At 55.3% G+C, this 20,824-nt stretch carries 19 protein-coding genes; 14 read left to right on the forward strand and 5 right to left on the reverse strand.

Going from position 1 to position 20,824, the window contains the following annotated elements; genetic code table 11:
* Positions 1 to 339 precede the first annotated feature (339 nt).
* Together ABJM21_RS00005 and ABJM21_RS00010 are read left to right on the forward strand one after the other, a co-directional pair.
* Positions 340 to 1,224, forward strand: a complete 885-nt coding sequence (locus ABJM21_RS00005; protein ID WP_348301698.1) for an alpha/beta hydrolase — start codon at positions 340 to 342, stop codon at positions 1,222 to 1,224.
* On the forward strand, positions 1,221 to 2,039 hold the full coding sequence (locus ABJM21_RS00010; RefSeq protein ID WP_348301699.1) for an NTP transferase domain-containing protein: 819 nt from the start codon (positions 1,221 to 1,223) through the stop codon (positions 2,037 to 2,039). Before ABJM21_RS00005 ends, ABJM21_RS00010 begins: the two co-directional genes overlap by 4 nt.
* A gap of 8 nt (positions 2,040 to 2,047) precedes the next feature.
* On the opposite strand, the gene ABJM21_RS00015 is transcribed toward ABJM21_RS00010, so the two are convergent.
* Positions 2,048 to 3,379, reverse strand: coding sequence for an oligosaccharide flippase family protein (locus tag ABJM21_RS00015; RefSeq protein ID WP_348301700.1), 1,332 nt, complete (start codon positions 3,377 to 3,379; stop codon positions 2,048 to 2,050).
* 118 nt (positions 3,380 to 3,497) lie between these two features.
* Between ABJM21_RS00015 and ABJM21_RS00020 the strand changes: the two genes are divergently transcribed.
* Positions 3,498 to 4,244, forward strand: coding sequence for a phosphocholine cytidylyltransferase family protein (locus ABJM21_RS00020; RefSeq protein WP_348301701.1), 747 nt, complete (start codon positions 3,498 to 3,500; stop codon positions 4,242 to 4,244).
* Here ABJM21_RS00020 and ABJM21_RS00025 read toward each other — a convergent pair.
* Positions 4,241 to 4,672, reverse strand: coding sequence for an HIT family protein (locus ABJM21_RS00025; RefSeq protein WP_348301822.1), 432 nt, complete (start codon positions 4,670 to 4,672; stop codon positions 4,241 to 4,243). The genes ABJM21_RS00020 and ABJM21_RS00025 overlap by 4 nt on opposite strands.
* A gap of 7 nt (positions 4,673 to 4,679) precedes the next feature.
* A complete protein-coding gene (locus tag ABJM21_RS00030; protein WP_348301702.1) occupies positions 4,680 to 5,777 on the reverse strand; it encodes a CDP-alcohol phosphatidyltransferase family protein in 1,098 nt (365 codons plus the stop codon).
* 305 nt (positions 5,778 to 6,082) lie between these two features.
* On the opposite strand from ABJM21_RS00030, the gene ABJM21_RS00035 reads away from it, so the two are divergent.
* From ABJM21_RS00035 to zapE, 3 genes are read left to right on the forward strand one after another with little or no spacing between them, the layout of a single operon-like run.
* Positions 6,083 to 6,865, forward strand: coding sequence for a succinate dehydrogenase iron-sulfur subunit (locus ABJM21_RS00035; RefSeq protein WP_348301703.1), 783 nt, complete (start codon positions 6,083 to 6,085; stop codon positions 6,863 to 6,865).
* Positions 6,866 to 6,886: 21 nt separating this feature from the next.
* A complete protein-coding gene (locus ABJM21_RS00040; protein WP_348301704.1) occupies positions 6,887 to 7,378 on the forward strand; it encodes a PaaI family thioesterase in 492 nt (163 codons plus the stop codon).
* Positions 7,375 to 8,496, forward strand: a complete 1,122-nt coding sequence (zapE, locus tag ABJM21_RS00045; protein WP_348301705.1) for a cell division protein ZapE — start codon at positions 7,375 to 7,377, stop codon at positions 8,494 to 8,496. The genes ABJM21_RS00040 and zapE overlap by 4 nt, the downstream gene beginning before the upstream one ends.
* Position 8,497: 1 nt before the next feature.
* Here zapE and ABJM21_RS00050 read toward each other — a convergent pair whose 3' ends face one another.
* Entirely contained in the window at positions 8,498 to 9,550 is a 1,053-nt protein-coding gene (locus ABJM21_RS00050) for a phosphotransferase (protein WP_348301706.1), read from the reverse strand.
* Entirely contained in the window at positions 9,547 to 10,659 is a 1,113-nt protein-coding gene (locus ABJM21_RS00055; RefSeq protein ID WP_348301707.1) for a hypothetical protein, read from the reverse strand. Before ABJM21_RS00055 ends, ABJM21_RS00050 begins: the two co-directional genes overlap by 4 nt.
* 714 nt (positions 10,660 to 11,373) lie before the next feature.
* Between ABJM21_RS00055 and mdh the strand changes: the two genes are divergently transcribed.
* Genes mdh through ABJM21_RS00095 form a run of 8 tightly spaced genes read left to right on the forward strand, consistent with a single transcriptional unit; the run spans position 11,374 to position 20,792 of the window.
* The gene (gene mdh / locus ABJM21_RS00060; RefSeq protein WP_348301708.1) at positions 11,374 to 12,336 is read left to right on the forward strand and encodes a malate dehydrogenase; all 963 of its coding nucleotides are present in this window, start codon (positions 11,374 to 11,376) and stop codon (positions 12,334 to 12,336) included.
* A 53-nt stretch (positions 12,337 to 12,389) separates the two neighbouring features.
* Positions 12,390 to 12,662, forward strand: a complete 273-nt coding sequence (locus tag ABJM21_RS00065; protein ID WP_348419610.1) for a hypothetical protein — start codon at positions 12,390 to 12,392, stop codon at positions 12,660 to 12,662.
* A gap of 12 nt (positions 12,663 to 12,674) precedes the next feature.
* Entirely contained in the window at positions 12,675 to 13,565 is an 891-nt protein-coding gene (gene sucD / locus ABJM21_RS00070) for a succinate--CoA ligase subunit alpha (RefSeq protein WP_348301710.1), read from the forward strand.
* A 54-nt stretch (positions 13,566 to 13,619) separates the two neighbouring features.
* Complete coding sequence (locus tag ABJM21_RS00075; protein ID WP_348301711.1) at positions 13,620 to 16,409, forward strand: 2-oxoglutarate dehydrogenase E1 component; 2,790 nt, start codon at positions 13,620 to 13,622, stop codon at positions 16,407 to 16,409.
* Between the two features lie 42 nt (positions 16,410 to 16,451).
* A complete protein-coding gene (gene odhB, locus ABJM21_RS00080) occupies positions 16,452 to 17,684 on the forward strand; it encodes a 2-oxoglutarate dehydrogenase complex dihydrolipoyllysine-residue succinyltransferase (protein WP_348301712.1) in 1,233 nt (410 codons plus the stop codon).
* A gap of 25 nt (positions 17,685 to 17,709) precedes the next feature.
* The gene (locus ABJM21_RS00085) at positions 17,710 to 17,997 is read left to right on the forward strand and encodes a hypothetical protein (protein WP_348301713.1); all 288 of its coding nucleotides are present in this window, start codon (positions 17,710 to 17,712) and stop codon (positions 17,995 to 17,997) included.
* A 20-nt stretch (positions 17,998 to 18,017) separates the two neighbouring features.
* Complete coding sequence (lpdA, locus tag ABJM21_RS00090) at positions 18,018 to 19,421, forward strand: dihydrolipoyl dehydrogenase (protein WP_348301714.1); 1,404 nt, start codon at positions 18,018 to 18,020, stop codon at positions 19,419 to 19,421.
* Between the two features lie 39 nt (positions 19,422 to 19,460).
* Positions 19,461 to 20,792, forward strand: a complete 1,332-nt coding sequence (locus ABJM21_RS00095) for an amidase family protein (protein ID WP_348301715.1) — start codon at positions 19,461 to 19,463, stop codon at positions 20,790 to 20,792.
* Positions 20,793 to 20,824: the final 32 nt, after the last annotated feature.

Raw genomic sequence — 20,824 nt, forward strand, 5'->3', positions numbered from 1 at the left:
TTGGGAGGGGAAGAGTCTTTGTTTATTCCCTCAAACGCCGGGCGGGCACATCCGTGCCCTTGGCTACCCTCGCATAAGCTCGGGCGCGCGGTCGCGCTTGCCTCGCTACGCTCGGTAGACTGACCTCAAGGTTCGCACCAAGGTTCGCACCAAACCGACGCGAAGCGGAGGCAAGGCCGACCGGCCGCCGCGCCCTTTGGCGCGTAGCCAAGCGGGCGGATGCCCGCGCCCGGCGTATGAGGTTAATCAAAAACTCCCGCGCCCGGCGCTTGAGGTCAAATATTGCCAGCGCTTCATCGGCTGGCTAAAGCGCTGAGAACAAATAAAAGGTCTTGTTCAATGAAATGGCTTATCACTCTCGGGGTTGTGGCGATTGCGGTTGCGGGTTTTGCCTATTGGTTTTTCTCGCAGCCTGGTCCGCAGCAGTTGGATATGGTCAATAATATCATTCCCGGCGACAAGGACGCGAAGCTGTTGGTTGGCGATCAGGTCTATGATGAAGAACTGGGGCTGGGCCTGAATATCTGGGCGCCGACCAAAGCCTCCGACAAGCCGTTGCCGGTGGTGGTGTTTATCTATGGCGGCGGTTGGCGCGCAGGGTCGAAGGATGAATATGCCTTTGCCGGGCGAGCGCTGGCCCATCGCGGTTATATGACGGTACTGGCTGACTACCGGCTTTATCCTGACGTCAAATTCCCTAGCTTTTTGGAGGACAGCGCCAAGGCGGTCGCATGGGTGCATGACAATATAGCCGACCATGGCGGCGATCCGGAGCGGATATTCCTGTCCGGGCAATCGGCCGGGGCCTATAATGTTGCGATGTTGGCGCTCGACCGGCAATGGCTTGGGCGGCTGGGCAAGACGCCGGATTTTATCAAAGGCGTGGCGGCTTTGGCCGGACCCTATGATTTCTTCCCGTTCAAATCCGAGACGACGAAGAACAGCTTTGGTTCTTATCACACACCAAAGATGACCCAACCCGTTAACTTTGTACGCGCCGATGCGCCGCCGCTCTGGCTCTCAACCGGCGTGGAGGATACGCAGGTGAAACCGCGTAACAGTCAGACATTGCGGGATAAAATCATCGAAGCAGGCGGCGATGCTGAATATATCGAATATCCCGACATGGACCATATCGAGATTATGATGGCACTCTCCAAACCCTTCCGCAACAAAGGCCCCGTGCTTGACGATATGATCGCGTTTTTTGAAAGCCGCCAATGACCGGCGAAAAATCCGCAGATGGTGCCGCACCAGCACATGCTGATGCGATCCTGTTGGCGGGAAGCCGGCCCGGCGGCGATCCCATGGCGGATGGCCGGGGCGTTGCGGTAAAAGCGCTAATCCCGGTAGCGGGCAAAGCGATGCTGGCCCATGTCACAGAGGCTTTATTGCGCCACAAGACAATCGGCAAAGTGCATTTGCTGGCGCAGGATTTTGGGCCTTTTTGGGATAATCCCGACACAAAGAAACTGAGTTCCGACGACCGCGTCATCGCGCAAACGAGTAGCGCTACCATTGCGTCATCGGTCGATGCTCTGTTGGATAAGGATGACGCGCGCTATCCGATGTTGATAACCACGGCGGATAATGTGCTGCTGAGCAAAGAGATGGTTGATGATTTTTTGGCCGCTGCTGACCCGTCTGATATTGCCATCGCGGTTGTGGAGAAGGATGTGCTGCTTAGCCGCTATCCCGCATCGCGGCGCACCTGGCTGAAATTGCGGAGTGGTCAATATAGTGGCGCCAATCTCTTCTATTTTGGATCACCGCAGGCACGTCAGATTCTGCACTATTGGGCGGAGGTCGAACAGGACCGGAAAAAGGGCTGGAAGATATTGACGATCTTCGGGCCTTGGTTGCTATTTCTGGCTGTGACCAGAATGTTGACGATTGATCAGCTCGCGGCCCGGGTTGGGCGAAAGCTGGATTTGAAGATCAAGATTGTGCCGATGGCTCAGGCGGAGGCCTGTATTGATGTGGATAAGGAGGCCGATCTTGTTCAGGCCGAGCAGATTCTAGCCGACCGCGCGGCCTGACCTCATACTCATCCGTGCGCCAGGTTGCGCCGGGCAGCCCTGCCAAAGAGCAGCAGCCTGAATATGGCGGCGATAACCATCGCTCCCGCTGCCCCGGTTGCGCCATAGAAATGGAGGCCCAGAAAGAGAAGGGCGATGAACAGGGCAGCGATAAAGGCCTGCAGGAACAGGGCCGTTCGGGCGCCGCTGCCCGATAGCAGGGTTGGCTCATAGATGGCGCCAGCCAGATCGATGGAGGCCGCACCCGCCAGTAATATCAGCAAGGGATAGGCGGGCAGGAATTCAGGGCCGGACATGTAATAGAGCGCGGGCTGACCAATGACCAAGACGATCAGGATGACGGTACCGCCGGTGATGAACAGCATGCGCGTGGCCTTGCGAAACAAAAGCTCCATCGCTTCGGTTCCTTGCTGTGCGCGGATCAGGTTGACTTCGGCAAATATGGCGCGGGATAGCAAGGCCGATATCTTGGTCATCGCGACGCTGAGTTGGCTGGCGAGACGATAGAGGCCCGCTGCTGCCGGGCCGACAAAATAGCCGACGATCAGCAGGGCGATATTCTGTGATAGTCCGGCAAAGGTTGATCCGAGATTGGACACCAGCAGAAACTCTCCAATGCCGGGGTTTTCGCGCACTGTTTGCCCTACCTTGGAGAGGCTACGCGGCGACATGGTGTCGCGGCTTTGCCATGTCGCGAGCAACCAATAGCCAATGGCATGGACAACCTCCGACAGTGCCCAGACGATAAGGAAATTGGTAATGCTCGGCTCGGTAAACCAGACGATCAACGTTCCGATAAGCCGCACGATTGGGATGATGGCTTCGGCATAGGCGGCGAGATCAAAACGGTTCTCGACCCGCAATATGCCGGTCGGCGTAGACTTGATCGACAGCAGCATGGCCAGTGCAAAAAACAGGGCATTTTGCGCCAGTTCCTGATCCCAGCCGAAAAACGGGGCGAGCCAGCGGACGGCAAAAAAGGCCAATAGACAGCCCGCCAAAGCGCCAGCCAGGTCTAGCAATGTGCAAAGGCCGACGAGCCGGCCGAATTTCTGACGGTTCTCTGCGCCCTTCATATAGCGAGCGCCGTAACGAATGACGACTTGCCAGGTCTGGAAGGTGACGATGAGCGCAATGGCTTGGGCCGTACCGATGATCAGCGCAAATTGGCCAAATCCGGCTACACCCAGTGTGCGGGTCAGTATCGCGAGGTAGAAGAGACTTAAAACCCCGCCAAAGCCTTTGCCGCCAAGTAACCAGCCCGTATTGGCGATAATCCGCCTGATCCCGGTTCTCTCGCCGTTGGTCTTCCCCGTTTCGATTGCGGCCTCCTCAGCCATGATCGGCAGCCATTTGAAGATGCAACTGCAACAAGCGGTTACAGGATTGAGCTTTCATGGCCATCGTTCTAAGTGTCTCCCCGAAGCTTTCCTATCCCGATAAAGGCCAATTGCCAACATGATCGAAAAAGTAATAATTTTGAGCGCGGGCCAAGGCTCGCGGCTTTTGCCACTGACCGCCGAGCGCCCGAAATGCCTGATCGATTTTTCCGGCAAGAGCCTGATCGCTTGGCAGATTGATATGCTGGCCGCGGGCGGGGTAAAGGAATTCCATGTCGTTACAGGGTTTATGACCGACATGGTGGAGGCTGAACTGGAACGGCTGAAGCAGTCGGGCCTTAATATCGTCATCCACTTTAATCCATTCTACAAAGTGGCTGACAATCTCGGCAGCTGCTGGATTGCGCGCGACATCATGGATGGTGATTTCATGATCCTCAATGGCGACACGCTGATCTCTCCTGAGATTATCGAAACGGCCCAGAACACCGAAAATTGGCCGATTACAGTGACCGTCGATATCAAAGACCACTATGACAGCGACGATATGAAAGTGTCGCTAAGCGGTGACCGGTTGACGGCTATTGGTAAGACTTTGACCGCCGAGCAGAGTGACGCGGAATCCATCGGCTTCCTCGCTTTTCGCGGCGAGGGCGGATCGTTGTTTAGAGAGAAAGTGCGCGCGTTCATGCGGACACCGGCCGGTGTCGAAAACTGGTATCTCAAGATAATCGATGCGCTGGCACCCAGTGAGAAGGTCGGCACGGTATCGATCAAAGGTCATGATTGGGCAGAGGTAGATTTCCTCAATGATGTCGAGACGGCCACTGCCCTCACCGATCAGTGGCTGGACAAGGCGCGCTAGTTGGGAAAGCTTGATTTCAACCAGGTGGCCATCCCGGAAATCTGATCGTCCGATAGCTTAAAGGCATCGCCAAGCGCGGGCGGCCCCGGCCAAGCTTTGTCATCAAATTCCTGTCCCATCCATTCGCGTGTGCCATCATAGCGCGGGATAAGATGAAAATGAACGTGCGGATCAACCATCATCAGCATGAGCCAATTGAGCTTTTCATGGGAGATCAGGCTACCCAGGGCCGAAGAAACATCCGCTGTCACCATTTTCAGTTCGGTAAAATGCTCTGGCGATAGGGCACCAAAATCTTCGGCATCGGACTTAGCTGCGACGATCAATGAACCCAATGTCACCTGCGCCGGACGGAGCAAAACAACCCAATGATCATAGTCCTTCACTAACGTCGCGGGATATCCGAACTTTTTGATGGTATCGTTGATCATCTGCCTATCCTTGCTCTTGCTCCAGCCATGAAACAATTTCGCCGCCGCGCATTTTAACCATCCAGGCCTGAATTATCTGTACCATATGGACCGCGAGCGAGATTAATGTCCACCAGGCAACCGCAATCAAGCCGATGTCGGGACGGCCAAAAACCATGGAAACAAACAGTAGAACCATATTGGGATTGCGCCGAGCGGTGATCAGCCGGAACCAGCTATCCCATGGTCGCCAGACATGGATATGTTGATCAAAGGCGCGCAAGAATATGCCTTCGATAATCCGCTGCAAGACATATCCGCCGACGATCACAATCAGCGCCAGGCTAAGCTGATCGTCGGGCAATGTTAATCCAACGGCCCCTAGGCCAAGGGCCCAGGCAACCCACCAAAAGGGTGGGTGAACGAGATCTAGACCATGATCGAAAATATTGCCCCAGAAGGAAGAGGTGATCGTGCATCGCGCAAGCTTGCCATCGACGGTGTCCAGCACCATGAAGACAAAACCCGCTGCCATGCCGGACCAGAAATAACCGTAGTAGAATAGGAAAGTCGCGGCGATACAGCCGATCGCGCCAATCGCGGTGACCATATTGGGGGTCATTCCAAGGCGAGCTGCAAAGCGGGTGAGAACCAGTGCGAGTTCCGGCCAGAGATATTTGGTCAGAACATCAGTGACGCCCTTATAGGCCCCAAAATAGCTTTGCCGCTCAATTTCCTTCACCGTTGCCGGAGTCAGTTCCCGGACAAACGGCGTCTCCAGTTTGCGCAGCGAGGCATTATGGATCCGGGGTCCGTCACGATATTCCATGACCGTCGCTCCGGTTGGTATGTCCTGCGTGGCAAGTGCCTCCACATCGCTGCTATCTTTGAGATGCGCGAGCACCGGAACGCCGTCAAAAGTGACTATAGTTCCGGGATTGTCATGAACATAGCTTATCCATTGCGGATCAAAAACATATGTCAGATTTATCCATAGACTACCGTTGATATTACCCTGCAATTTCTCGACCAGGCGGCGTCCCCGTTCCGCGTTGGTCATTCCCCATATCAGCGTGTCATTTTCGCCATGCAGCAAAAGAGTCACACCGTTTTTGGTCTGCATATGATTTTTTCCTGTCGTTATTTGGGTGATGTGGGAGTTTTTTACGTAAATACCAGTAATCTGATTGCGTTAGCAGATAAATGGGGCATTTTAGAATCGAAAAAGAGGCAAATCGTGTAAATCACGGGGGCACAAGCGCTTATCAAAATTACCAGCAGTGCTTGTTTCGTTGGTTTTTAAGGGCCTAGAGCCGGTTTGGGCGTGTATTTCAGGCATTGAGTTTGCCGAGAAACTGACTATGAATAGCGCTTCAAGACTGATTACTAACGCGACACCTATTATTTCGCCAACGCAAGAGAATATTGATGGCAACCTTTACGCTCCCGAAAAACAGTAAAATCCGCAAGACTGGCGAAGTGCATGAAGCACTCGGCGGCGGTAAGAGCCGGGCGTTTAAAGTCTATCGCTACGATCCCGATAGCGGCGAAAATCCGCGCTATGATACGTTTAAGATCGATACTGATGATTGCGGTCCGATGGTGTTGGATGCGCTGATCAAGATGAAGAGCGAACAGGATTCGACGCTGACTTTCCGACGGTCCTGTCGCGAAGGCATTTGCGGGTCCTGTGCCATGAATATTGATGGTAAAAACGGCCTCGCTTGCACCACTGCGATTGAAGATTGCGGGAAACAAGTCAAAATCACACCCCTGCCGCATATGGAAGTGATCAAGGATCTGGTGCCTGATTTCACGCATTTCTATGCGCAATATGCTTCGATTCAGCCTTGGTTGAAGACTGTAACACCAACGCCATCTGGTAAAGAGCGGCTGCAGTCTCCCGAAGATCGCGCCAAACTTGATGGTCTTTATGAGTGCATCCTGTGCGCCTGCTGTCAGACTAGCTGCCCAAGCTATTGGTGGAATTCCGACAAATTCCTTGGTCCTGCAATCCTGTTGCAAGCCTATCGCTGGCTTGCCGATAGCCGTGACGAAATGACCGGTGAACGGCTTGACGAACTGGAAGATCCGTTCCGTCTCTATCGCTGCCACACGATCATGAACTGTGCCAATGCATGCCCCAAAGGTCTCTCACCCGCAAAAGCGATTGCCGAGATCAAGAAGATGACGGCGGCCAGAGAGGTTTGACTATTGTCTGGCGACAAGCTGATGGCTGACGTCGAACCTGAATTTTTCACCAGCGACCCCGACCCGGATCATCCGGGTTGGTACCAATGGAAATTGAAAGACCCGGAATGCTACAATAGCTTCTTGGGACCGATGATTATTCGTCGCGGCGGCGACGGCATTTCTGACTCCATCGCCCGTGTCCGCATGTTCCCGGAGCGCCGCCATCGCAATCTCGGTGATGTTGTTCATGGCGGGACGATGATGGGCTTCATCGATTGCGCTCTTTTCGCAGCGATGCGTGTTCTGGAAATCGGTCCCTCGGGCTTTGCGGTGACTCTTGAACTGCAGACGCATTTTATCGGTGCGGCACGGCTTGGTGAGCCACTGGAAGCCCAAGTTGAAGTCGCACGGGAAACGGGCCGTTTCCTGTTTTTGCGCGGGCTGGTGGTGCAAGGTCATGGTGATGAAAACATGGCGTCCTATACCGCCATCGTCAAGAAAGCACCGCCCCAAAAACCGGCACCCAAATGACCGGATTTTATGCGCGTTATGAGGCGCTAATTGCAAATGGCGAACTGAAGCCTGACCCGGATCAGGAGGCCTGTGCAAAGCGTCTGTCACAATTGCAGGATGAACTTGAAGCGGTTCCGCCTCATGGCAGTGTGTTGTGGCGCATGTTCTCAAAAAAACCCGAAGCCCCGCGCGGCATTTATATGTGGGGCGGTGTGGGGCGCGGGAAATCCATGCTGATGGATTTGTTCTACGATAGTCTCCAGATCAACCGTAAGAAACGCGCGCATTTTCATGAGTTTATGCTGGATGTGCACGCGCGGCTAAATGAAGAGAGGAAGAAGGAGCAGGGCGATCCGATCTTGCCGGTTGTCGAGGCTCTGGCCAATGAAGCGCGGTTCCTGGCCTTTGACGAAATGGTGGTGAATAACAGCGCCGATGCGATGATCATGTCGCGGCTGTTTACCGGTCTGGTCGAAGCGGGCGTGACCCTGATCGCGACCTCCAATCGACCGCCGGTTGATCTTTATAAAGACGGTCTCAATCGCGAGCATTTCCTGCCGTTTATCGAACTGCTTGAGAACCGGCTGGATATCATCTCGCTCAACGGGCCGACCGACTATCGCCGCGAGCGATTGGGCGGCGTCGATCTGTGGCATGTGCCCAACGGCGATGCGGCGACCAAGGCATTAAGTGAGGCCTTCTTTCGGCTGACCGACTATCCGCCCGAAGACCGCGCCCATGTCCCCTCCGAGGAGCTGCCGGTGCAGGGCGCCCGGTCGATGCATGTGCCCAAAGCCTTGAAAGGTGTCGGTGTTTTTTCGTTCAAGCGTCTCTGTGCAGAGGCGCGCGGGGCGCCGGATTATCTGGCGATTGCGCGTCATTTTCACAGTGTCATCATCGTCGGTATTCCCATTCTTTCCAAAGAAAATCGTAACGAAGCGGCGCGCTTTGTGACTTTGATCGACGCGCTCTACGAATATCGAGTCAAGCTGCTGGCCAGCGCCGATGCCGAGCCGGATGCGCTTTATCCCGAGGGCGACGGGTCGTTCGAATTTGTTCGCACCGCCTCGCGGCTGGTGGAGATGCAGTCAGATGATTATCTTGCGCTGGGCCATGGCACCGGCGAAGCACTCTGATCTAAAGCAGGCTCAAACTGTCGAGATCGAGCGCCATTTGCGCCGGTCGCTCGGCCATCACCGCAAACATCTCATCCCCGCGCTCCGTCTGCTCGACATGGATTGAGGCGTTGATTGCCATGATGAAGCCGGAAAAAGCAAGACGGCGATAATCCTGCCAGAACAGGTCCTGATCCTGCTCGATACCATTGGCCGACAGTCGGGAAAGATAGTCGGCGATTAGCTCTTTCTCCACTGAGGCCCGCTCGGCTGGATCGGCAAAACTGGTACCGATAAGATAGGCAATATCGCTCGCGCCGTTGCCCAGGGTTGCGGTCTGCCAGTCTACCAGAATCGCCCGTTCGCCGCTGTTATCAAACAAGATATTGTCGAGCCGCATATCACTATGGGTGATGCACGGATGAACCGGTTCGGTATCCAGATATGTACCGAATTTTGCGATCAATTCCGCACCCATATCCAAAATATCGGCGCTCAGTCTGTTGGCGAAACGCTTGCGAAATTCGGGATAAATGGCGGGTAAAGCCTGACGCATATAATCGCCATTGCCTTGTCCATGGAGCAGCCAGCTATATTGCTCCAGCGTCCCGGTCTCGGGCCGATAGCCGTGGAGGGCAGCGGCTTCGCGGATGGCGGATTGCACCTGGATCAAGCTTGCACCGGCCAGCTGATCGCCTTGGCTGGCGGGCGCCATATCTTCGAGCATCAGGACAAATTGCGTCTCATCCTCACCGATGGCGGCATGATAGCAGCCGGGGCAACCAACGCCCGATTGTGCCGCCACATCACGGTACCAGCCCACCTCCATATCATAGAGGTGGAATATGGCGGCAGCTCCGCGACTGACCGGATCGGCACTGGGGCATTTGGCGACAAAGCTCGTAGGAAAGCCATCATCCTGCCAGTCGCAAGTGAAGCGGAAACTATCGCATACCTGTCCGGTTCCCACCGGTTTGTGAGTCAGCGACTGGAGTGATCCTGATGGCGCACCGAATATCTCTTCGACCCAGCGCGGATCAAATTCCTCCGGGCGAAGCGGAAAACCGGCGCTCATGGTGCGGGGTGCAGCAGGTCGGTGAGCCCGCTGGTCTTGTGAGGCCCGACGAACAATTGTTCGACAATCCCTAAGCCTTTATGGCTGTCACCGCCACTGGTCAGCACCGCATCGCTCAGCGCCTGAATATGGATATAGAGCATGTCATGGTCCGGCACATTGCCCAGATCAATCACATCATAGGCGGTTTCCAGCGGCCCGTGATCCATCCCGTGGCCCCAGACCGGGTGCATATAGCCGAGACCTGACATATAAAATGTCCGCGTGGCATCACCGGTGCGCGGTGTGATGGACAGCGTCCCGTCGGCGACTGGCAAATCAATCTGCTTCACGCGCCGGGTGCCGGAATGATAGCTGAGATCAAAGCTGCCCGGTTCAAATTCCTGCCGCTCGCCCTCGATGGCATCCACCACGCCGCGGCGATTCCAAGGCAGCCCTTCGCCATCATCATTGCTGTGAAAGAAACAGGCGTGACTGTCGAAATTGAGCGGCGTCCATAACCACCAGAATTGCGGCAAGGCGCCAGCGGGCGGGGGCTGGGATTCGGGTGAACCAACCGGCCTTATGCCCCAGCTGCGATCCCGCGTGCCGCGATGTGTTTCCGGCGAAAGCGCTATTTCTTGGCCGCCAACATGCAATGACCCGGACCAACCGCCATTTTGGGTTATGCGGGTATAGTCCATGACCATGCGTGGTCCTTCGCGGCGGATGAAGCGCGGTTCCTCAATCGGCGTGTGACGCGCAGCGAAGCGGATGTCTGCGGTAATCGGACAGCCTGTTTCTTTGGCGTTTTCGGTAACGATCAGATGCAGTTCCTGTAACGGCTCAACAATCTCAACTGTGATTGGACCGACGCTCAGGTCCAGCCGCTCGCTGCCCATGCGTTTGGAGGCGCGCAGATTATGTTGCTTGCCGTCTATCGACACACAGAACGCCGCATCCATGATGTCGAGCTGAGGATAGACGCCCAAGGCGGCGGCAAAAAAGATGCTGCCATCTGCGCTATAACCGTTGAAGAAATAGCGGTCGTAGAAATTCCGGTTGTCGCCGGACACCGCCATCGGTTCTGGCGTCTGGTGCAATGGATAATCGTCGCCTTTGCTCAGCATGGGCTTGCTCTCTCCTGATTTCTTTTTTCGGCATCATGGCGCGCCGCACCGGTCTTGGCAATGGGGTCAAAGTTCACACGGTTCACAGGGTGTCTGGGGCGGTTGGCTGGTCCGGGTTTTGGCGCGAAGTCGTGAAGAGGCGAGGGCTTGCCCTTGTCTTGGAGCCCTCGACCAATCTCAAAGTTCACACAAATCACAGAGGGTTTCTCCTCCCTCATAGTTTAAGCTGCTCCGTGCTCCACACCCGATGCGGAGCGCAAAGCGGCAGGCTCATATCCGTGCCCAAAGTTCACACACATCACAGTCCCTTTTTGCCGGATGATTTGATATTTTTAGGCAACGCAAGTGGGTAAGAGACATGAGCGCAAATGCCCTTCATAAATTGAGAGACGAGGGGGCTTAATTTACCACAAGCTGGCGCGTGTAGGAAAGGATGTTGCTGCTAGAACTATAACCGACCTGCGCTCACCCTGAGCCTGTCGAAGGGTGAATGTCGGACCGTTGGTGATCGGACCCTTCGACAGGCTCAGGGTGAGCGCATTCTTATCCAATAGAGCAGCTAAGCCACCCTAGCCATCATCCATTATTGCTATTGCGAACTACTTGCAAAGAAAGCCCGCAAATTGGTGCTTTCTGCGGTTGAAATTGCCTGTGGATAAGCCTAATCCATCGGACACGTCTTTCTACGACTCTGATTTCAGGAGAATTTTTTCGATGGCCCGTAACAAAATTGCGCTGATTGGCGCTGGCATGATTGGTGGCACGCTTGCCCATCTCGCTGCTTCCAAGGAAATGGGCGATGTCGTCCTGTTTGATATTGCCGAAGGCATGCCTGCCGGTAAGGCGCTCGACCTCAGCCAGGCGGCTCCGGTTGACGGGTTTGATTCCAATCTTAAAGGCACCAGCGATTATGCTGATATTGCCGGCGCCGATGTGATCATCGTAACCGCAGGCGTTCCGCGCAAGCCCGGCATGAGCCGCGATGACTTGCTCGGCATCAACCTGAAAGTGATGAGGGCTGTGGGCGAGGGCATCAAGGCCAACGCACCGGATGCTTTTGTTATCTGCATCACCAACCCGCTCGACGCGATGGTCTGGGCACTGCGTGAATTTTCCGGTCTTCCGCATAACAAGGTTGTCGGCATGGCGGGCGTTCTCGACAGTGCGCGCTTCCGTCACTTCCTTGCGGACGAATTTAATGTGTCGGTCGAAGATGTCACTGCCTTCGTCTTGGGTGGCCACGGCGATACGATGGTTCCGGTTCCGGCCTACTCTACGATTGCTGGTATCCCGATCCCTGATCTGATCAAAATGGGTTGGACCACGCAGGAAAATATCGACGCAATTGTGCAGCGCACCCGCTCCGGCGGCGGCGAGATTGTTCAGCTGCTCGGCAATGGCTCGGCTTATTATGCGCCCGCGACCAGCGCGATCATGATGGCGGAAAGCTATCTCAAGGACAAACGCCGCGTGCTCCCAGCCGCTGCGCATCTCACCGGCCAATATGGCGTGGATGACCTCTATGTCGGCGTGCCTTGCATCATCGGCAAAGACGGTGTCGAGAAAGTCATCGAGATTGAGCTGAGCGACGAAGCGCAGGGCAATTTCAACGTATCGGTCGATGCGGTGAAGGAATTGCTGGAAGCTTGTAAGGGGTTGGATAGTTCACTGGCGTGATCTTCATTCAAGCCCTTGTTTACTCTGCCCTGTTTTGTGCACTAGGAGCGTTTGTGTCACTCTTCATATCAAATGAGCGCGCAAAGCTCTTGAGTAAATATCTTGCACTGTTCGCTTTAGTGGTGGGGCTTTCGCTGTGGCAGGGATGGCCCTTATTGTCGAATTATTGGTTTTGGTGGATCGATCAGAAAACCCTCGAAGCCACAGCAATGGGTACAATAGTAGTTCCGGCTGTTTGGGGGCCGCTGCTGGCAACATTGGGCACAATTGCTCTTGTGGCCGAATTTCTCAAAAATCGCTCAATAGCAAGCAAATCTAACAACTGATTAGGAATTAGGATGAGCATTCTCATAGACAAAAACACCAAGGTTATCACGCAAGGCATGACCGGCAATACCGGGACATTCCACACCGAACAGGCGCTGGCTTATGGCACGCAGATGGTTGCGGGTGTGACTCCTGGCAAGGGTGGCACGACCCATATCGGTCTGCCCAATTATGACACGGTGGCCGAAGCTAAAGACGCAACCGGCGCGACCGCTTCCGTCGTTTATGTGCCACCCCCATTTGCGGCGGACTCGATCCTTGAGGCGATTGACGCCGAGATTGAACTGATTGTCGCGATTACCGAAGGTGTTCCGGTGCTCGACATGGTGCGGGTGAAGCGGGCGCTGCAAGGCTCCAAGTCGCGCCTGATCGGTCCTAACTGCCCCGGCGTTTTGACCCCTGAAGAATGCAAAATCGGCATCATGCCCGGCAGCATTTTCCAAAAGGGTTCCGTGGGCGTTGTCTCGCGTTCCGGTACGCTGACCTATGAAGCGGTGCATCAGACCACAGCGGTTGGCCTGGGCCAGACCACAGCGGTCGGCATTGGCGGTGACCCGGTCAATGGCACCAACTTTATCGACGTGCTTGAACTCTTCCTTGCGGACGATGAAACCAAGTCGATCATCATGATCGGCGAAATTGGCGGCAGCGCAGAAGAAGAAGCAGCGCAATTTATCGCAGACGAAGCCAAGAAGGGCCGTAGCAAGCCAATGGTTGGCTTTATCGCAGGTCTCACGGCGCCTCCGGGCCGCCGCATGGGCCATGCGGGCGCGATTGTCTCTGGCGGCCAAGGCGGCGCGGAAGACAAGATCGCAGCGATGGAAGCGGCTGGCATCCGTGTGTCTCCAAGCCCGTCAGAGCTTGGCACCACGCTTGATGCGATGCTGAAAGAAACGGTCTAGATTATTGTTGGGCCCCTGCGCTGGCAGGGGCTCACCCTCCCCAAGGAAAAGATCATGGGACTAGAAGGTCAGGAATTTGCAGGAACTTCCCAAAAGGAAGCAGGCCCCAGCTGGCAAAAGAAACATTGGCCGATTGATGACGCCGATGAACTAAACAGCGCGCTTGATCCCACGCAAATGGGTGTCGAGATCAAGGCGGCTGCAGCGAAATCCGGCAAGTCCATGTCCGACGCTGAAGTTGGCTTGGCGGCGGAAAAGTCTATCCGTGCGATGATGCTGATCCGCACCTACCGCGTGCGCGGGCATCTTGGGGCCAATCTTGATCCCTTGGGCCTGTCCAAGCTGGAAGAGCCCGCTGACCTGACGCCAGAATTTCATGGCTTTACCGCTGACGAGATGGACAAGCCCGTCTTTCTTGGCGGTGTGCTAGGGTTTGAAACCGCATCGATCCGTGAGATCGAGGCCGTGTTGCGCGCCAATTATTGCGGCTCGGTTGGCCTGGAATATATGCATATTGCCGATACTGTGGAGCGGCGTTTTTTGCAGGACCGGATGGAGGGCAAGGATGCCGCGATCCAGTTTACGCCGGAAGGCAAGAAAGCGATCCTCAACAAGGTGATCGAGGGTGAGGAATATGAAAATTTCCTCGGCAAGAAATATGTCGGGACCAAGCGTTTCGGCCTTGATGGTGGCGAATCAATGCTGCCAGCGCTCGAAAATATCATCAAAAATGGTGGTGCTGCTGGCGTGCGCGATATTGTCTATGGCATGGCCCATCGCGGGCGGCTGAACATTCTCGCGAACGTGATGGCAAAGCCTTATAAGGTTATCTTTCACGAATTTCACGGCGGCTCTGCCAATCCCGATGATGTCGGCGGATCTGGCGATGTGAAATATCATTTGGGCACTTCCACCGATCGCGAATTTGACGGGATCAGCGTCCACATGTCTCTCGTCCCCAATCCCTCGCATCTCGAAGCGGTTGACCCGGTGGTGCTCGGCAAAGTCCGTGCCCAGCAAGTGGCGCGCGATGATTTGAAAAAACATGATCAGGTCTTGCCCGTGCTGATCCACGGCGATGCCGCCTTTGCTGGCCAAGGTATCGTCTGGGAGTGTCTCGGCTTCTCTGGCATCCGTGGCTATAATACCGGCGGCTGCATCCATTTCGTGATCAACAACCAAATTGGCTTTACCACCAGCCCTCAATTTGCGCGCTCATCCCCTTATCCGTCGGACGTTGCCAAAGGCGTGCAGGCACCGATTTTCCATGTGAACGGTGATGACCCCGAAGCGGTGACTTTCGCTTGCAAAATAGCGATTGAATTTCGCCAACGCTTTGGCCGCGATATCGTCATCGACATGTGGTGCTATCGCCGCTTCGGCCATAATGAAGGCGACGAGCCGAGTTTCACCCAGCCGGTCATGTATGCCGCGATCAAAAAACATCCCAAGGTCAGCAAGCTATATGAGCAGCGGCTGGTTGAGGAAGGCGTGATTGATGCCGATTGGGGCACTGCGACCCGCAAGGCGTTTGCCGCGCATCTCGAAACCGAATTCAAGGCTGCCTCTGACTATGAGCCGGACAAGGCCGACTGGTTTGGTGGTCGCTGGCAAGGGCTGCATATTCCCGCTGACCCTGAAACGGCGCGGCGCAATGTCGAAACGGCGATTGATCCGAAATTGTTCGAAAGTTTGGGACGGACATTGACGACGGTTCCGGACAGCCACAAGATTCACAAAACACTGGGCCGCGTCCTTAGTGCGAAAGCCAAGATGTTTGAAACAGGCGAAAATTTCGACTGGGCGACTGGTGAAGCGCTGGCCTATGGCTCGCTGGTCTCCGAAGGTTATAATGTCCGCCTGTCCGGTCAGGATAGTGGTCGCGGAACATTTTCCCAGCGCCATGCTGTCTGGGTGGATCAGGAAACGGAAGAAAAATATGTGCCGCTCAGTACCGTGCCGCATGGCCGGTTTGAAGTACTCGACAGCCCGCTGTCTGAATATGGCGTGCTCGGTTTTGAATATGGCTATGCTGGTGCTGACCCGAAAACACTGGTGCTTTGGGAAGCGCAATTTGGTGATTTTGCTAATGGCGCGCAGATCATGATTGATCAGTTTATCGCCTCCGGCGAAGCCAAATGGCTGCGCGCCAATGGCCTCGTAATGCTCTTGCCGCATGGTTATGAAGGTCAGGGGCCAGAGCATAGTAGTGCGCGGCTCGAACGTTTCCTGCAACTATGCGCACAGGACAATATCCAGGTCGCGAATATCACGACCCCAGCCAATTATTTCCATGTCCTGCGCCGCCAGATGCTGCGCAGTTTCCGTAAGCCTTTGGTTATCATGACGCCCAAATCGCTGCTTCGCCACAAGATGGCAGTGTCGAGCGCCGAGGAATTTCAGGGCGATCATCACTTCATGCGGATCAAGTCGGATACCAATCCGCCAGCGGACAAGGATATCAAACGGCTGGTGCTATGCTCTGGCAAGGTGGCCTATGATCTGATCGAAGTGCGCGATGCGGCCAAGGACAAAAACACGTCCATCGTTCGGATCGAGCAGCTTTACCCCTTCCCGGCGGAGCCATTGGTTGTCCGGCTGAAACGGATGAAAAACCTCGAGACGTTGGTCTGGGCGCAGGAAGAACCGAAAAACAACGGCAGCTGGGATTTTGTCCGGCCTTATCTGGAGCAGTGCTTGGAGCAGGCGAAAGTGGGACCGGTTGATCCGGTCTATGCCGGGCGCGTGGCGTCGGCTTCCCCGGCGACGGGTCTGGCTTCGCGGCATAAAGAACAGCAAGAGCAGCTGGTCGCTGAGGCCTTGGGGCATCCAGTAAAAAAGTGATTATGTGCGGATCGATCCGCCGATGAAAGTGAGCATAAGACTATGGCAACAGATGTAAAAGTCCCCGTATTGGGCGAATCGATTACCGAGGCAACGCTGGGCGAATGGCTCAAACAGCCAGGTGATGCGGTCGCAGCAGACGAGCCGATCGCCAGTCTGGAAACCGACAAAGTGGCGCTGGAAGTACCAGCACCGGAAGCCGGTACATTGGGCGAGCATCTCGTTGCGGTGGGTGACACCGTGGAAGTTGGGGCGATTATCGCGAAGATCGAAGCGGGCGGCGGTGCGGCTGCATCAACTGCGAAAGCTGCGCCAGTTCCAGCAGCAGCTACGGCGGAATCTGCTGCAAATGATGACACAACTTCATCCATCACCCTGTCGCCAGCGGTTCGCCGTCTGGTACTCGAACATGGCGTGGACCCCAGCAAGATTAAGGGCACCGGCAAAGATGGCCGCCTGACCAAAGATGATGTCGAACAATATGTGAAGACGGGTGCAGAGGCACCCTTGGTTGAGAAAGGTACGGCAAAAGGCGCCGAGGTTCCAACCGCCGCGCCAGCAGCTGGTGGCACCCGTAATGAAGAGCGCGTGCGGATGACTCGCTTGCGTCAGACGGTTGCGAAGCGTCTGAAAGAAGCACAGGATACCGCTGCTTTGCTAACGACGTTCAACGATGTCGATATGACTGCGGTGATGGAAACGCGGAAGAAATATAAAGAATTGTTCGCCAAGAAACATGGCGTGAAATTGGGCTTTATGGGCTTTTTTGCCAAGGCCGCTTGTCTCGCATTGAAAGAAGTGCCGTCTGTCAATGCGCAGATTGATGGCGATGAAATTGTCTATCATGACTATGTCGATATTTCGGTCGCGGTGAGCGCGCCCAATGGCCTGGTCGTGCCCGTCATCCGCAATGCCGAAGCGATGAGCTTTGCCGATGTTGAGAACACAATCGGTGATTTCGGTAAGCGCGCCAAGGACGGTACGCTGACGATGGCTGATATGAAAGGCGGCACATTCACCATTTCAAATGGCGGCGTGTTCGGGTCGCTTATGTCGACACCGATTATTAATCCGCCGCAATCGGCGGTGCTCGGCCTTCACCGGATTGAGCAACGCCCCGTAGTGATGCCGGATGGTTCGATTGAGGCGCGCCCGATGATGTATCTGGCACTGAGCTATGACCATCGTCTGATCGATGGCCGTGAGGCGGTGACCTTCCTTGTCCGGATCAAGGAAGCGATTGAAGATCCGACCCGGCTTCTGATTGATTTGTAAGAACCTGAAAGAATAGGATAGAAAAATGTTCAAACAAAGCGCAATGCTGGTGATAGGCGCGGCCATGCTCGTGTCATGCGGAAGTGGCGGGAATGATTTCAACGATCAATTTCGCGAAGGTTTCATTAAATCTTGCGAGCAAGCCTCAACCGCTGCCGGAACCCCTGCAGACGTCGCTACGAAAGTGTGCGATTGTAGCGCGGACAACGTGATGGAAAATTATAGCGCTGTCGAACGGGCCCAACTGCGCGGTGATAAAGTTGATAAAATATTAGATCAATGCATGGCGGAAACGGGCAGCGCGCAAAGCTGATCTGATCGAGAAGGAAAATCATGGCTACATTTGACTATGACGTTTTGGTAATCGGCTCCGGCCCTGGCGGCTATGTCGCGGCTATTCGTGCCGCGCAGCTGGGTCTGAAAACTGCTTGCGTGGAAAGCCGCGAGACATTGGGCGGCACATGCCTCAATGTCGGCTGCATCCCCTCAAAGGCGATGCTGCATGCGTCGGAGCTGTATCACGAGGCCCATAGCGGCGCGCTCGAAAAATTCGGGATCAAACTGACTGGCGCGAAGCTTGACCTCAAGCAGATGCATGCGGAAAAATCCAAGGCGGTCGAAGAACTAACGGGCGGGATCGCGTTTCTGTTCAAGAAGAACAAGGTCGAATGGCTCAAAGGTCGCGGTGCGTTTGAAAGTGCGAACAGCGTCAAAATTGGCGATAAAACGGTCACCGCAAAAAATATCATCATCGCGACCGGTTCTTCTGTGACCCCGCTACCCGGCGTAGATATTGATAATAGCAAACATGTTGTCGTCGACAGTACCGGCGCGCTCGAACTGCCGAAAGTGCCGAACCATATGGTCGTCATTGGCGGCGGTGTGATTGGTCTGGAGCTCGGCAGTGTATGGCTGCGTCTCGGCGCAAAGGTCACGGTTGTTGAGTATCTCGACAAGATCCTGCCCGGTATGGATGGCGATATCCGTAAAGACAGCGCCCGTATCTTCAAGAAACAGGGCTTCGACATCAAGACTGGCACCAAAGTGACCGGCGTGACGGTCAAGGGCAAGAAAGCAACTCTGACCGTGGAACCAGCCAAAGGCGGTGATGCGGAAACCATTGAGGCGGATGCGGTTCTGGTGGCCATTGGTCGCCGGCCCAATACTGACGGTCTGGCCCTCGAAAAGGCGGGGCTGGAAACCAACAAACACGGTCAGATTGAAGTTGGTCATGATTTCCAGACTTCGGTCAAAGGCGTTTACGCCATTGGCGATGTGACCCCCGGACCGATGCTTGCGCATAAGGCTGAGGATGAGGGCATTGCGGCGGCGGAATTTGTCGCTGGCCAACAAGGCATAGTGAACCACGACCTGATCCCCGGCGTTGTCTATACCCATCCCGAAATTGCCAGTATCGGCAAAACCGAGGAAGAGGTGAAGGAAAGCGGCGTGGCTTACAAGGTCGGAAAATTCCCGTTTGCGGGTAACAGTCGAGCGAAAACCAACCGTGATACCGATGGCTATGTGAAGGTGATTGCCGACGCTGAATCCGACCGGGTTCTCGGTGCGCATATTATTTCATCACTGGCCGGAACGCTGGTGGCGCAAGTCACACAGGCAATGGAATTCGGCACCACCAGCGAGGACATTGCTTATACTTGCCACGCCCATCCAACGCATAGTGAGGCGGTGAAAGAGGCGGCAATGGCGGTGCAGGGTAAACCAATTCATATTTGAACCGTGATCCCGGCTGATAGGCACAAAGAGAGATGAACTATGACAGCTGCGTCCCTGACTGGAGAATCTACCGCCATTGAATTGGCCGCTAAAATCGCGGCCGGAAAATTGACATCGGTGGAAGCCACGGAAGCAGCAATCACGCGCATTGAAATATTGGATGAAGCGATCAACGCTGTCGTGGTACGCGATTTTGATCGGGCGCGACAACAGGCGCGGGATGCCGATGCGCGGCTGGCAAAAGGCGAGCGCGCGCCGTTGCTTGGTGTGCCGATGACCGTGAAGGAAAGCTTCAACATCGCGGGCCTGCCCACAACATGGGGCATTGAAAGCGCGGCCGGCAATATTGTCGATGAAGATGCGGCCGTCGTGAAGCGTCTCAAGAAAGCGGGCGCGGTGATCCTTGGCAAGACCAATGTTCCGCCAATGCTTGCCGATACATTTTCCGAAAACCCAATATATGGCCGGACCAATAACCCGCATAGTCATGGACATTCTCCGGGCGGGTCCTCTGGCGGGGCGGCCGCGGCTGTGGCGAGCGGCATGGTGGCTTTGGAATATGGCAGCGACATTGGCGGGTCGATCCGGGTGCCAGCGCATTATTGCGGTATCTGGGGTCATAAGCCGACTTATGGGGTTGTCAGCATGGAAGGTCATTTCATGCCGGCACCGGAACAAGGCGCTGACCGCCCTCTATCTGCCGTCGGACCGTTGGCGCGCAGCGCGGATGATCTGGAGCTACTGCTGGATATCACGCTGGACCAGCCGCTGGGCAAAAATACAGTCGCTATCAAGGACGCGCATATACTGCTGATGACCGATCATCCTGTATCGATAATCAGCGATGACCTGCGCAACCGGATGGAGCATGTTGCTGCGCTGCTGGAGGATGCAGGAGCGCAAATCACGCGGTCCAGCGATCTCCTGCCGGACTTGGTCCAACAGCACCGCGATTATTTGCAAATGCTCAATATTGTCATGACCGCTGGCGCGCCCCGCCCCGATGGAACGGAAGTCACGGCGCAGGACTGGTTTACGCTTTTGGATGCACAGACCCGTAATCAACGACACTGGCGTTCGGTGTTTGAGGAATTTGACTATATTCTGGCACCGCCATCGAGCACTCCGGCTTTTGCGCATGACACCACACCGATGAGAGATCGCAGAATAATGATCAATGGCGACGATCACGCCGCCGCCAAGCAGCTGGCTTGGGCTGGACTGGCTACCTTTCCGGGCCTTCCTTCAACGGTTCTACCCATTGGGATGGTGGATGACCTGCCGGTGGGCATGCAGGTTATCACGGACCGGTATCAGGATTATAAAGCGATCGATGGCGCACGGCAGATCGGTGCGCTCTTGGGCGGCTAAAATTTGTGACGGAGTCTGGCATGTGACGGAGT

The sequence above is a fragment of the Parasphingorhabdus sp. genome, assembly GCF_039977335.1.
In the GTDB taxonomy this organism is placed as follows: Bacteria; Pseudomonadota; Alphaproteobacteria; order Sphingomonadales; family Sphingomonadaceae; genus Parasphingorhabdus.

Excerpts from the sequence above, each read along its gene's own strand:
- ABJM21_RS00005 (WP_348301698.1), top strand. The coding sequence starts at position 340 with ATGAAATGGCTTATCACTCTCGGGGTTGTGGCGATTGCGGTTGCGGGT.
- ABJM21_RS00010 (WP_348301699.1), top strand. The coding sequence starts at position 1,221 with ATGACCGGCGAAAAATCCGCAGATGGTGCCGCACCAGCACATGCTGAT.
- ABJM21_RS00015 (WP_348301700.1), bottom strand. The coding sequence starts at position 3,379 with ATGGCTGAGGAGGCCGCAATCGAAACGGGGAAGACCAACGGCGAGAGA.
- ABJM21_RS00020 (WP_348301701.1), top strand. The coding sequence starts at position 3,498 with ATGATCGAAAAAGTAATAATTTTGAGCGCGGGCCAAGGCTCGCGGCTT.
- ABJM21_RS00030 (WP_348301702.1), bottom strand. The coding sequence starts at position 5,777 with ATGCAGACCAAAAACGGTGTGACTCTTTTGCTGCATGGCGAAAATGAC.
- ABJM21_RS00035 (WP_348301703.1), top strand. The coding sequence starts at position 6,083 with ATGGCAACCTTTACGCTCCCGAAAAACAGTAAAATCCGCAAGACTGGC.
- ABJM21_RS00040 (WP_348301704.1), top strand. The coding sequence starts at position 6,887 with ATGGCTGACGTCGAACCTGAATTTTTCACCAGCGACCCCGACCCGGAT.
- zapE (WP_348301705.1), top strand. The coding sequence starts at position 7,375 with ATGACCGGATTTTATGCGCGTTATGAGGCGCTAATTGCAAATGGCGAA.
- ABJM21_RS00050 (WP_348301706.1), bottom strand. The coding sequence starts at position 9,550 with ATGAGCGCCGGTTTTCCGCTTCGCCCGGAGGAATTTGATCCGCGCTGG.
- ABJM21_RS00055 (WP_348301707.1), bottom strand. The coding sequence starts at position 10,659 with ATGCTGAGCAAAGGCGACGATTATCCATTGCACCAGACGCCAGAACCG.
- mdh (WP_348301708.1), top strand. The coding sequence starts at position 11,374 with ATGGCCCGTAACAAAATTGCGCTGATTGGCGCTGGCATGATTGGTGGC.
- sucD (WP_348301710.1), top strand. The coding sequence starts at position 12,675 with ATGAGCATTCTCATAGACAAAAACACCAAGGTTATCACGCAAGGCATG.
- ABJM21_RS00075 (WP_348301711.1), top strand. The coding sequence starts at position 13,620 with ATGGGACTAGAAGGTCAGGAATTTGCAGGAACTTCCCAAAAGGAAGCA.
- odhB (WP_348301712.1), top strand. The coding sequence starts at position 16,452 with ATGGCAACAGATGTAAAAGTCCCCGTATTGGGCGAATCGATTACCGAG.
- ABJM21_RS00085 (WP_348301713.1), top strand. The coding sequence starts at position 17,710 with ATGTTCAAACAAAGCGCAATGCTGGTGATAGGCGCGGCCATGCTCGTG.
- lpdA (WP_348301714.1), top strand. The coding sequence starts at position 18,018 with ATGGCTACATTTGACTATGACGTTTTGGTAATCGGCTCCGGCCCTGGC.
- ABJM21_RS00095 (WP_348301715.1), top strand. The coding sequence starts at position 19,461 with ATGACAGCTGCGTCCCTGACTGGAGAATCTACCGCCATTGAATTGGCC.